At 40.0% G+C, this 11428-nt stretch carries 13 protein-coding genes; 8 read left to right on the top strand and 5 right to left on the bottom strand.

Annotated features, from left to right (window positions below):
• Positions 1 to 283: 283 nt before the first annotated feature.
• Both Q0590_RS35460 and Q0590_RS35455 read right to left on the bottom strand, forming a co-directional pair.
• Positions 284 to 955, bottom strand: a complete 672-nt coding sequence (locus Q0590_RS35460) for an IS630 family transposase (RefSeq protein WP_302042422.1) — start codon at positions 953 to 955, stop codon at positions 284 to 286.
• Entirely contained in the window at positions 952 to 1416 is a 465-nt protein-coding gene (locus tag Q0590_RS35455; RefSeq protein ID WP_302042420.1) for a helix-turn-helix domain-containing protein, read from the bottom strand. The genes Q0590_RS35460 and Q0590_RS35455 overlap by 4 nt, the downstream gene beginning before the upstream one ends.
• A gap of 204 nt (positions 1417 to 1620) precedes the next feature.
• Between Q0590_RS35455 and Q0590_RS35450 the strand changes: the two genes are divergently transcribed.
• The 6 genes from Q0590_RS35450 (at position 1621) to Q0590_RS35425 (ending at position 6523) form a co-directional block, all read left to right on the top strand.
• Positions 1621 to 2139 (top strand): GNAT family N-acetyltransferase, encoded by a 519-nt coding sequence (locus tag Q0590_RS35450; RefSeq protein ID WP_302042419.1) that lies wholly within the window; start codon positions 1621 to 1623, stop codon positions 2137 to 2139.
• Between the two features lie 125 nt (positions 2140 to 2264).
• The gene (locus tag Q0590_RS35445; protein WP_302042418.1) at positions 2265 to 2765 is read left to right on the top strand and encodes a GNAT family N-acetyltransferase; all 501 of its coding nucleotides are present in this window, start codon (positions 2265 to 2267) and stop codon (positions 2763 to 2765) included.
• Positions 2766 to 3095: 330 nt separating this feature from the next.
• Positions 3096 to 3458 carry a BlaI/MecI/CopY family transcriptional regulator gene (locus Q0590_RS35440; RefSeq protein WP_302042417.1) on the top strand — a complete coding sequence of 121 codons (363 nt, stop codon included), beginning with the start codon at positions 3096 to 3098 and terminating at the stop codon, positions 3456 to 3458.
• Positions 3455 to 4969, top strand: a complete 1515-nt coding sequence (locus Q0590_RS35435; RefSeq protein ID WP_302042416.1) for a TonB family protein — start codon at positions 3455 to 3457, stop codon at positions 4967 to 4969. The genes Q0590_RS35440 and Q0590_RS35435 overlap by 4 nt, the downstream gene beginning before the upstream one ends.
• Before the next feature lie 531 nt (positions 4970 to 5500).
• Complete coding sequence (locus tag Q0590_RS35430) at positions 5501 to 6229, top strand: hypothetical protein (RefSeq protein ID WP_302042415.1); 729 nt, start codon at positions 5501 to 5503, stop codon at positions 6227 to 6229.
• A gap of 114 nt (positions 6230 to 6343) precedes the next feature.
• Positions 6344 to 6523: a hypothetical protein gene (locus Q0590_RS35425; protein ID WP_302042414.1), complete on the top strand. Its 180-nt coding sequence runs from the start codon at positions 6344 to 6346 to the stop codon at positions 6521 to 6523.
• 315 nt (positions 6524 to 6838) lie between these two features.
• Here Q0590_RS35425 and Q0590_RS35420 read toward each other — a convergent pair whose 3' ends face one another.
• The 3 genes from Q0590_RS35420 to Q0590_RS35410 form a co-directional block, all read right to left on the bottom strand.
• Positions 6839 to 7483, bottom strand: a complete 645-nt coding sequence (locus tag Q0590_RS35420; protein ID WP_302042413.1) for a response regulator transcription factor — start codon at positions 7481 to 7483, stop codon at positions 6839 to 6841.
• Positions 7484 to 7604: 121 nt separating this feature from the next.
• The gene (locus Q0590_RS35415) at positions 7605 to 8690 is read right to left on the bottom strand and encodes a bifunctional transcriptional activator/DNA repair enzyme AdaA (protein ID WP_302042412.1); all 1086 of its coding nucleotides are present in this window, start codon (positions 8688 to 8690) and stop codon (positions 7605 to 7607) included.
• Positions 8691 to 8992: 302 nt separating this feature from the next.
• Positions 8993 to 9478, bottom strand: a complete 486-nt coding sequence (locus Q0590_RS35410) for a DUF2306 domain-containing protein (RefSeq protein WP_302042411.1) — start codon at positions 9476 to 9478, stop codon at positions 8993 to 8995.
• Between the two features lie 421 nt (positions 9479 to 9899).
• On the opposite strand from Q0590_RS35410, the gene Q0590_RS35405 reads away from it, so the two are divergent.
• Both Q0590_RS35405 and Q0590_RS35400 read left to right on the top strand, forming a co-directional pair.
• Positions 9900 to 10496: a glycoside hydrolase family 5 protein gene (locus Q0590_RS35405; protein ID WP_302042410.1), complete on the top strand. Its 597-nt coding sequence runs from the start codon at positions 9900 to 9902 to the stop codon at positions 10494 to 10496.
• On the top strand, positions 10474 to 10920 hold the full coding sequence (locus Q0590_RS35400) for a cellulase family glycosylhydrolase (RefSeq protein ID WP_366970789.1): 447 nt from the start codon (positions 10474 to 10476) through the stop codon (positions 10918 to 10920). Before Q0590_RS35405 ends, Q0590_RS35400 begins: the two co-directional genes overlap by 23 nt.
• Positions 10921 to 11428 lie beyond the last annotated feature (508 nt).

The raw sequence follows: 11428 nt of genomic DNA, 5'->3' as shown, positions 1-11428 counted from the left end.
ACTTGAGAGAAGAATAAGGATAAAGAAAACCGCTAAATTTTGTCTCACTACTAATTCGTTATTTTTCTTTTACTTGTGCCTAACAGTTGGCTAAACGCACCTTTTACTATTAGTTGCGTTTATTTCTTTTATAGTCGCCACTCCCTTTTTGTAACTCCAAAAGGAAGGAATAGCAGCCTCAAATCAGCTTTTTAAGCAAGATGAGCACTCTTAGAGCCACTCTTTAGATAGCTGCAGGCTATTACTCAAGATAACATTTCTGGGCAACTAGTGTTGTTCCAAATTAATTATTAGATTTAACATTAGCTTTGTTGACATTCTCATATTGGGTAGCCATTTTTTCTCTGGCTGTATCTACGGTAAAGCTCCAGTGCACTTTCACACTTTGCTTGTTACGCTCATCAGCCCAGGCTAAGACCTGCTCAGAGAGTGCCTCTATGTTATCTATCCTTCTGTCCAGACATTGTCTGGCTAAAGCAGAAAACTCTATTTCAGCTATATTTAACCATGAGCCATGCTTAGGTGTAAAATGAAAAGTGAGTTTACTTGCCATAGCCCTAGCTTTAGGGGCAGGTAAATGTTCATAAAAAGCACCAAAAGTATGGGTGTTGAGGTTGTCCTGCACGATATGTACTTGTGTTTGGTTAGCATAGTGTTCCTCAAGCAGGTGCTGCATAAAGTCTGCATAGTCTTTTTTGGTCCGTCTTTCCCTGACCTCTATATAGCGCTTGCCTGAGTCTAGATCATAAGCAAGTAAAACCACGGCTGTGCCATTACGGCTATATTCATTATCTTCTCTTTTGGCTTTCCCTGCTTTCATGGGCAGGGCAGCTATGACTTCTCCCAACAACTGGCATGGCCGCTCATCAAAACAGAGGCGGGCACCCCCTTCCTTAGGCGGCCAGTCATAAAAGTCTAATACCTCCTCCATATTAGCGATATATTGCCCATCTATCTTTCCGATACACCATTGCTTTTTGAGCCAGGGTTTGAGCTTACTTTTTTTAAAATCAAGCGCACTGATTCATCTTCCAGCTCATACCCTAAACTCACTAAGCGTTCATTGATCAGGCGGATTGTCCACCGGCTTCTCCCTTCAGGGGCAGCACTACAGGCAATTTGAGTTACTGCCGCCTCCACGGCAGGGGTGACTTTACGGGGTTGGCCACTACGAGGCTTTTCTGCCAAAGCTGCCTGCAAGCCTTGCTGCTCGTAGCGTTTGTGTATATTGTAAACAGTGGCTAGACTCACCCCTACCTCTTGGGCAATTACTTCCGGCTTTTTGCCTGCAAAACTCTCCAAGAGTATTCTTCCTCTTTTTACCTTGCGTACGGAGTGTTTACCTTTACTTACCAATGCTTTCAATTTTGCTTGTTCTACAGAACTGAGTTGAACGGTAGCTATTGTTTTTCTCATACTCCTTTACTTATGGTTTTATAAGTAAAGTTACCTTTTCTTCTAATAATTATTTTGGCAAAGCACTAGTATGGTTTTTAAAGTGTGTATAGAACAATTTTATGATTGTAATAATAAATAATCTATAGTAGAAATGTTATATTGAGCTGCGCTAAAAGTTAGCCATCAGGCTAATTGTATAGGAGGAGTATAAAGAAGACCACAATGATCGTAGAAACAGAAAACTTAAGACTTGTTGGAGCAGACATTGACCTATTAAAAAGTGCGATTAGAGGCAATGATCAACTGTCCAACAAATTGGGAGTAAGCCTTGCAGACAAGTGGACAGAATTTGGAATTGAAGCCATTCAATACTCCCTTGAGAGGCTTTTAGAAAGCAAGGAAGAAAGCGGGTGGTGGACTTATTTTCCCATCCATAAAAGGGATAATACACTCATCGGCAGTGGAGGATATAAAGGCAAACCTACGGAAGAGGGAACCGTGGAACTGGGCTATGAAATTGCACCCTCATACCGGAACAAAGGTCTTGCCACGGAAATGACAAAAGGACTTATTGCCAATGCTTTTAAGAATGCAAAAGTGAGCGTGATCCTTGCCCATACGTTGGGGCAAGAGAACCCTTCCACCAAAGTGTTGACTAAATGCGGCTTTCAAAAAATAGCAGAGATAAATGATCCCGAGGATGGACTGCTATGGAAATGGGAGTTGAGACGAGCTGAATAAAAACAAAATAAGAGCAGGCCGCTAACAAGGGCTTCAACCGATTAACGAGCTGCTCTAACACAAGAATAACGCTTGAAAAGCGGCCAGGAAGCGGTGATCCACTATTGTATGAACAATAATTAGAAATGGATACACTTACAAACGGAGACTTATTGTTGAAAAGGCTATCTTTGGCAGATGCAGAGGCATTATATGCACTTTATACGCTGCCTGAAGTAAATCAACATTTTGAAAGCTCGCCTTTCTTGCCAGAGGAAACAGCCATCAGCTTCACAAGTAGAATTATAGCCAACTGTGCCTTTATTTGGACCATACGTCTACAGGGTGAACCAGAAAAAATCATTGGTGAAGCCGCCCTTCATCACTATGACCAGCAGCAAAAGGCGATAGAAATAGGCGGAAGTCTGTTACCTGCCTATTGGGGCAAGAACCTGATGAAACAAGCCTTTGAGCTACTCATTGAGTTTGCCGGGCAAACCTTGAAGGTTGAACAAATCATTGGTAAAACGAGTCTAGACAATAGGCAAGCCATTAAAATGGTGGAAAAACTAGGTTTTCAACATGTAGGAGTGGTAGAAAATGAGATAATTTTAAGGAAACTATACCAACACCAGGCAAGGCATTAATTAACCCTTCCCAACCGCGTAGAAAACCATAGCCGAAATGATCTCGGTTGCCTTTGGTAGATTATAGAGCACGTTTGCAAAAACAGAAGTCCAAAACTTGTATCATAGATTTCGAGTAATTCGAACTCCCCCTTTGCATTAACTATAAAATCGTAGATTCTTCACCTTCAATTCCCCTATACTTCTTCCATACGGCTATCCCAAAAACAGAAAGCCTAATACCTAATTTTCACCCAACTAAAAATTTAGTTGAATTTAGTAGGATTAATCAAACTAATTATTTAGTTTTAACTAATGATTTAGTTTAATATTAATCCAGCATATTATTTTATGAAAGAATTAACCAAAGCCGAAGAAGAAATCATGCAGGTGCTATGGGAATTAGACAGCGCTTTTGTCAAGGATATCATCACCCAAATGCCTGAACCTAAACCTGCCTATAACACGGTTTCTACGATTGTTCGAATCCTGCAACAAAAAGGATTTGTGGGATATGAGGTACATGGCAATGCCCATAAATACTATCCCTTGATTAGCAAAGAGGCTTATACCAAATCCTTTATGAAAGGATTTGTAGGACGCTATTTCAGTGGATCCTATCGGCAGATGGTTTCCTTCTTTACCAAACAAGACAAGCTCAGCCTCCATGAATTAGAGCAACTTCTTCAAGAACTTAAAGAAAAGAAATCATGAGCAATTACCTACTAGAGCTTTCCCTGATCCATTTAGCATTGATGCTAGGATACTTTTTGTTTCTCAGAAATGAGCGGCACTATGCCAGCATGCGGTTTTACCTGATCGGTACTACCCTGCTCTCCCTTACCATTCCATGGCTTAAGCTACCTAAGCTATTTTTTAACAGCAAGATACCAATGGATACCCTGCCTATGGAACCCATTCCACTAGATGTTATTCTCATTACTCCAACGGCTGAACCCTCATCCTGGAATGATGATCTGCTCATCTGGATGTATACAGCCATTAGCGCATTCTTTCTTTGCAAATTCTTTAGCAGTGTGTTGTACCTGATCTACTTAGAGCGCAAGAGCAGTTATGAGAAATTTGATGACCTGTACATTCGCAAGGCCAGCAACATTCAAGGAAGTTTTACTTTTTTCAATTGGATCTTCTTAAGCGATAAAATTGATAAAAAAGGCCCCGAGTATGAGCTAATCCTAAAGCATGAAAAAGCACATGCTACAATGGGGCACACCTACGATATAGTATTCCTGGAGTTGTTTAAAGCAGGTTTCTGGTGGCTCCCTACCGCATGGTTTATTAGTAAAGAAATTAAAAAAATACATGAATTTCAGGCCGATGCTTACGCACTTAAGTCCTACAGTGTTGACTACTATTCGTCCATACTGATCAGTTCTACTTTGAAGTTAAATGGACTGAGTCTGGCCAGTTCCTTTCATGATGGTTTAATTCTAAAACGACTCTTAGCAATGAAACAACAAGTAACAAATGTGAGCCCCTGGAAATTAGGAGCGCTATCAGCACTAGGCACTTTACTCTTGGTAGTATTTGCCTGTAGCGAAGAGTTGGACCCCAAATCAAAAGAGATGGAGATGGGTAGCCAAAGCAACAATATGGCAGGAGAGGTCTTTATCGTAGTAGAAGAGCAACCCCAATATGAAGGAGGCATGGATGCTTTCTACCGGTATGTAAGCAATGAAATAAAGTATCCGCTGCAAGCACGGCAGATGGGTGTGGAGGGACGAGTAGATGTGGAATTCGTGGTTGAAAGAGATGGCTCCTTATCAAATGTAAAGGCTATCCAAGGGATTGATGCAGGCTGTGACAGGGAAGCGGTAAGAGTGGTGCAAAAGGCTTCTTCCTTCAAGCCTGGCACCCAAAGAGGTAGGCCTGTACGGGTGCGAATGGTCATGCCCATCCTCTTTAAGCTAAACAAAGATAAAACGAATGAAGACAACAGCACTCAAGGAATCATTGTCGTAGAGAAAGCCGAATTGAAACAAGAAAAGCTCAAGGTTGATGCCAGCTATGCCAGTGGTGCATGGTCCGGTAGGGTCTATGATGAGGAAGGCGAGGGACTTCCAGGGGTGAACATAATAGTAACTGGAACCACAACGGGGACCGTATCTGATTTAGAGGGTAATTTCAGCGTGAAAGCCAATGAGTCCAATGACCTCAGTATAAGTTTTGTTGGATATGAAAGTATAAGATTAAAAGCAAAATAAGGTGTATCTGAAGCAAATAAATTTGTAATTCAGGTTAGTGGCGAACATACGCCACCTCGATAGTGGCATGGGTAAAAATTAGCTAAACAGGGAGAACCTTATATCCTCTTTTTCTTTGTTTTCTTCTCTACTCTCCTATTTCACTATCATAAAGTACGTGCCCAGGAAGTTGAATGAACTGAGCATAGAGGAAATTTCTCTCAACCATTTTAAACTCACAAATAAGTAAAAGTATAATAGCAGGTGCTTAGCGCCATTTTACGTCCATTTGTAACCAGCATCTTAAATACATATTCTTCCAAAATCAGTTAAAACAGTTAAATCACCGTGTTCAGAATCGGACAGCATCTGCCCATAATCGGACACCAAGAGCAGAGGTATTTCTAATAAAAGGCGTATTAGAGATAAAAAAGCAATAAAATTGATTGGCAAAGGATTTGGCATACTGAAATAGATGTAATCAGGAAGGGATACTATGACCTGCCTTACTTTCAAGATAAATCATGTTTTGAGATTCACCCGCATACTGCTATGCTAAAACTGCTCTTACTTACCATCAATCAAAATTTACATCAGGAGCAAAATTGCAACTTCTCGAAAAGGGTGATGATACTCTTTTTACTTGTTTCTTTTCAGCCTGCTGCTGCCCAACAAGGAGATTACTTTCAGTATGGGAAAGATGGACGCAAAGGTTATTGGCAGTTAAAGACAAATCCTGCAACCCGATGCACAGAAGTTACCTTTTATAGTCAAGAAGGGGAATTACTTTATAAAGAATCACTCAAAGGTAAATTTATTAAACTCAACAAGCGTAACATCGGTGTGTTAAATGAAAATCTAGCCCGGTTGACAAATCATACTTTATTAGCCACTCAGGTAAAGTCAGTTGATTTATTTGCAAGGAATCAGGCTGTACTTATTACAAGTAATTTAACAGGTAAGGCCATTAAGGCAAATGTAGTGGGCTATCTTTCAGCAGAACTTCGCTATGAACTGCATGTGTTAGCAGCAAAGGCGAGTTTCCTACTAACTTTGAGTAATCCAACAAGAGAGCCTTTGATCATTAAGATAAAAAACGCAAAAGGACAGACTCTTTTTTCTGAGCGAACATTTTTAGTCACTTATGAGAACCTGCTGCATCTTCACTCATTGGAGGAGGGAAAATATACAGTAATTGTGTCTGGCTACAAAAAAAAGCTTACTCAAAAGGTTGAACTGATCAAGGACAAAGACACAAAATATCTGCTCTTACTTCCCTAACAGCTGTTCTCTGCTCTACAGTAAGTGTCCCACCTAGAGATAGAAACTAGCAGTATGTTATAGCTCATTCAGCAGAAAGTTGTTTGTAATATTTAGCTTAATTTATGAGCAGCTATGAAAAGAGAAAAAAGAAAGCATCCAGCCCAAACTCCTTCAAAAAAGGCAGTAAAACCTAACAGGGAAGTATTGAAAAGATTTTTTGATAATGAAAGCCCTATTCAAGAAGTGCAAACTGTTCATGAATGGTTTGCCACTGCCCAAGGTCAAAAAATATGTGTCAAAAGAATTAGATAAAGATTTTAAATTACTTGATGCAAGCTCTGAATTAGAGCATACATCTGAAGATAAAGTAGATTCTGCAAAGTTTTTTAACCGTATAGTAAAGGTAATCTCTCAAAAATATTCGAAAGAATAAAGAATGCCGTATAAATTTGCCATAAGAAAGATTATCTAAAAGCGAAAGTTACGCCAATTCCCCCTTTCCATTAACTCAAATTATTAGAACTTAAATTCCGCTTATTTGCTATCTACACTTTTAGTGGGAAGCCCATTTTGTGGTCAGCTAAAAATAAAAACGGCAGCTTTAGCAGGAAACAACAAGATAGCTATTTATATAAGTTTTTCTTCCATCGCTTTCTCTATAGCTGCTGATTTAGAGTGTACTTCAAGTTTCCAATAGATGTTTTTTATATGGGTTCTCACCGTTTCCTTATCTATAAAGAGCTGCCCGGCTATCAAAGAATAAGTTTTGCCTTTGGCTAATAATTCCAACACTTGCACTTCTCTTGGTGTAAGAAGCGAAGAAGTGTTTTTATGAAATGAAGTTACAATGGCTTTTGCAATGGAGAGGCTTAGTGGAGCTCCTCCCTGGTATACTTCCTGGATGGATTCCAGTAGTTTAACCGGGGAACTACTTCTAGTAATATACCCATCAATCCCTGCTTTCAAGAGCTGAAATATGGCTTCTTCTGTTTCTAGATAGGTAAAGACAATAAGCTTGGTTTTAGGAGCAATGTTCTTTATACTTCTGCTAACCTCTGTATAAGCTGAGGTTAAGGGTTGATACCCACAGCCATCAGTAGTAGCAAAAATCACATCTGGGCGCTCGGATTTCAAGTTATCTATCAGATCCTTGCAGGTTATGTAAGAGTTGAGCACCTGATAGCCATACGTACTGTTGAACATGGCAAAAAGCCCTTCTCTTACTGTATCTTCATAGGCTAAAACAGTGATAGTAATACCTTTATTGAGCATATATTTAACTATTACTGCATATAAGTCATTCTATTGTCAATTCAGCCTTAGTTCAAGCTAATGTTGGCTTCTCTGCGCTTACTATTTTTAGTACTCACAAATTGTAAATCAGAAGTGGCTATTAGAAAAGAAGGCCGGCGGAATTTGTATCTGCATGGTTGGACCGCTCCAGATCAAGCAACCACTTTTTGCGCCAGATTCCCCCACCATACCCGGCAAGGTTTCCATTTTCACTTACTACCCGATGACAAGGTATTAGAATAGAAATCCTGTTCCTCCCATTGGCATGGGCTACAGCACGTACAGCTGAAAGTTTATTCAAAGCCATAGCTTGTTGCTTGTAAGAGCGGGTTTCTCCATAGGGAATGGTTTGTAAGGCTTGCCATACCGTTTGCTGAAAAACGGAACCTGGCGTAAAGAGCGGAACACTAAACGCTTTTCTTTTTCCTTCAAAATACTGCTCCAATTCCTGCTTGAGCAAATCAAAAAGAGGGTTGTGCCCTTGGATAATGGTAGCCTTCAACATTTTGGCCAACCCTTTTAGCTCAGTTTCCAGCATCTTTCGATCAGTAAACTCTAACAGACAAATGCCTTTTTCGGTAGCACAGGCCAACATAGTTCCCAGTGGTGTTTCAAGCCTTGTCATAGTAACAACCTGTTTATGTTTACTATGACGAGGGGAGACTCCAAAAATGGATTTAAAGGAGTCTGTAAAACCACTCAAGGATTCATATCCGGACTCAAAAGCAACGGCCGTAACGGGTTCCCCCTCCTGAATTTTCTTAAAAGCAGTGTTAATACGAAACATTCTTTGATAAGCATGAAAAGTTATGCCGTGATTCTTTACAAACCATCTTCTGATGGCGCTTGGCTCTATACCTTTTTGAACCAAATCCCCATCTTTGAATTTGACAGTAGGATTATTGCCTAATTCTTCAATAATCTGTTTGATATAATGGGGTGTTTGTCCTATCTTTTCTAATGGATGATAAACTTTGCAGGGTCTATAGCCCTTTAGTATTGCCTCACGGGTAGAATTAAAAAATTCAACATTTTCTATTTTGGGTTTTCGGGCGCTACAGGTGGGTCTGCAAAATATGCCCGTTGTTTTAACTGCCGTAATAAATGTTCCTTCAAAGCGTATATCTTTTTCGATGATCGCTTTGTACATGGTCTCATTGGTTAGCATCAGATTTTCTTTTTTCAAAAATAGCCCAGTGATCAGGTTGCTGCAACCGAAAACTTGACAAGTATTTTTAATATTGCCTACATAGTCTTGTCCTAGTATAGGTTCACAGAAATGCACTTAGGATATCCCCTAAAATATAGAGAAGAAAGAAGACAAAACTACAGAATAAGAGAGTTAAGGCGAAGTTCTTTCCCCTTTTGCCCATTTGTGCAGTTTCATTATATGGGGAAATTCAGTTACTTTTATATTTAAATAGCTTAGGTGTTTGTACAAGCATAAGAGAATGTTTCTATCCCTACAAACCGTTAGCACTTTGTCGTTTATTTTTCCATTCCAAATAGACTTACCCATTTTGATTTATTCACCCCAAAGCATATACTCCCTGCAAGCATGATTACTCCGAACGAAATTCCAACCATTCCAAAAAATGGCGTTTGTGGTATCCTTGTTAAAATTTCTGCTACAAAAGCTGAATACAAACCTATCACTGACCAATACATAAAGGAAAAATGCATGTATTTCCACTTCTGGGTTGGCTTCTTAGTCCATAGAGGTATCATGCCTAAACTAATTGTTAACAGGCTAGCAATCGTTGTATAATGAAAAAGTCCCCATCTGTTGAATAGCCGATAAATCATCAAGGAAGTCAGTAACAATATCCCCATACTTGCTACATACACATAGCCGATTTGCTTATGTCGGATGGTTCCTTTGTTCATCAGCAGGACTAATGCCCCAGTGAGCAAAGCAACGATGGATGAAATCAGATGGATTAACCCGTATGTATCTCCCACTACCTGTTCCATAGTTGATTGTTATTGAATATTGATGGTTCAAGCACAACGTTAGCTTAGTGTTAGAGCAATGTGCCCAGAGAGTTCAGTTGTTGCCTGTGTGCCCTGTGTGCCAGGCAGGCAGAGTATAGGTGAAAGAAATATACAAGAATTATCCCATACATGAAAGTGCTATTTTAGCGGACCTTCGATGCAAGGGCCTGAGATGGAGGCACTACCAGATCTTTCCCGAATTCAACGCTCATTTTAGATTTGGATAGGTAATTCTAATTGGGGAAACCTATTAGTAACTGGCAAGGGTTAAATTAATTCCCCCATTTATTTAACCCTGAAAGATAAATTGATTTTTAACAACAGAAAAAGTTGAATACACTATTGCTCTATTGTTTCAAACCTTATCTTAGCCTTCCCTCTACATTTAGTCATGTTGCAAATGAAAATAATCTATTTACTAAGCCTGTTGTTTTCGGGGCTTTTCTTGATAGCACCTGCCTCTGCTCAGAACCGATCCAACCTCAGGCAAGTGCTTGTCAAGGGCAATCAATTCGTCACAGCCGAAGGCAAGCCTATTGTTTTTCGGGGATTGAACAGCAGTGATCCGGATAAACTTGAGAAAAGTGGCCATTGGCAGAAGTCCTATTTTGAGCAGATCAAACAATGGGGCGCTACTATCCTCCGGTTCCCTATCCACCCGCACGCCTGGCGCAGCAGAGGAAAACAAGCCTATCTACAATTACTTGACCAAGGGGTAGCTTGGGCAAGTGAGTTAGGTCTGTATGTGATCTTGGACTGGCATAGCATTGGCAATCTTAAAAACGAATTGTATCAGCATCCCATGTATGACACCACTTTGAAAGAAACCTTTGAGTTTTGGAGAACCATCTCTGATCATTATAAAGACAACACCACGGTAGCTTTTTTTGAACTCTTCAATGAACCTACCCTGATGGGAGGTAAGTTAGGCACCTGTAGCTGGGGGCAATGGAAAGAGATGATGGGAGGAAGTCATTACCATTATCCGGGCCAATAGTTCGAAAGCCATTCCACTGGTAGCCGGTTTCAACTGGGCCTATGATCTAACAGAAGTGGCAGCCAATCCTATTAAGGCAGAAGGCATTGGCTATGTCAGTCATCCTTATCCGATGAAGCGGGAAAAACCCTGGGAAGAGAAGTGGACAACTGATTGGGGATTTGTCGCAGAGAAATATCCTGTGATTTTAACCGAGATTGGTTTTTGTGGACCAGATGAGAAAGGAGCTCATGTTCCTGTCATCAGTGATGAATCCTATGGGGAGGCGATCACCAGGTATTGTGAGGAGCGGGGGATTTCCTATGTAGTATGGGTATTTGATCCCCAATGGTCGCCTATGCTTTTCAGTGACTGGAACTATACGTCAACTAGGCAAGGAAAGTATTTCAAAAAAGTCTTGCAGCAATACACAGAGAAAGAGTGATGGTAAATACCCTTTCACTTACTTTGTGCTAGTTTATTCCCGAATGATGAAACTTCACATTGGGGCAAGAGGGGAATAAAATTAATTTGCAATCCACATATTAAGCATTTCTACTTTACCTTTTTGCCCCTCTTTTCCATTTATGCAGTTTCATTATTGGGGAAACTACATTATCTACCTTTATTCTAGCACTACTTGAAATGGCAAGTTAACTAAACTAGTAGACTTGCATACATTTCTTCTTATTGACTAATCAAGAGTATGTGCTAATTAACTCAGGATTGTGAGGTGGTAAATCAAAAGGAATAAATACAAAATCACCATTTTTAGGTATTGGCAAAAAACTGTTTTTTTTGTATCTTATGAGAGTACTTACTGCCTCTCAATGGGTTAGATTTTTACACCTTTTACACCTTATCTACCAATGTGAAGCTAAGAATTTATAGTACTGAGCTGAGTACATGTCAAAAGTTTGCCAAGAGCCTCCAAAGTTGTAATATGAGGTTGT

It is taken from the genome of Rhodocytophaga aerolata (assembly GCF_030503435.1).
Classification (GTDB): domain Bacteria; phylum Bacteroidota; class Bacteroidia; order Cytophagales; family 172606-1; genus Rhodocytophaga; species Rhodocytophaga aerolata.
This window is presented reverse-complemented; position numbering and strand designations above follow the sequence as displayed.

Bases quoted from the DNA above. Each gene is read 5' to 3' on its own strand.
- Q0590_RS35455 (WP_302042420.1), bottom strand. From the start codon at position 1,416: ATGAGAAAAACAATAGCTACCGTTCAACTCAGTTCTGTAGAACAAGCA.
- Q0590_RS35450 (WP_302042419.1), top strand. From the start codon at position 1,621: ATGATCGTAGAAACAGAAAACTTAAGACTTGTTGGAGCAGACATTGAC.
- Q0590_RS35445 (WP_302042418.1), top strand. From the start codon at position 2,265: ATGGATACACTTACAAACGGAGACTTATTGTTGAAAAGGCTATCTTTG.
- Q0590_RS35440 (WP_302042417.1), top strand. From the start codon at position 3,096: ATGAAAGAATTAACCAAAGCCGAAGAAGAAATCATGCAGGTGCTATGG.
- Q0590_RS35435 (WP_302042416.1), top strand. From the start codon at position 3,455: ATGAGCAATTACCTACTAGAGCTTTCCCTGATCCATTTAGCATTGATG.
- Q0590_RS35430 (WP_302042415.1), top strand. From the start codon at position 5,501: ATGCTAAAACTGCTCTTACTTACCATCAATCAAAATTTACATCAGGAG.
- Q0590_RS35425 (WP_302042414.1), top strand. From the start codon at position 6,344: ATGAAAAGAGAAAAAAGAAAGCATCCAGCCCAAACTCCTTCAAAAAAG.
- Q0590_RS35420 (WP_302042413.1), bottom strand. From the start codon at position 7,483: ATGCTCAATAAAGGTATTACTATCACTGTTTTAGCCTATGAAGATACA.
- Q0590_RS35410 (WP_302042411.1), bottom strand. From the start codon at position 9,478: ATGGAACAGGTAGTGGGAGATACATACGGGTTAATCCATCTGATTTCA.
- Q0590_RS35405 (WP_302042410.1), top strand. From the start codon at position 9,900: ATGAAAATAATCTATTTACTAAGCCTGTTGTTTTCGGGGCTTTTCTTG.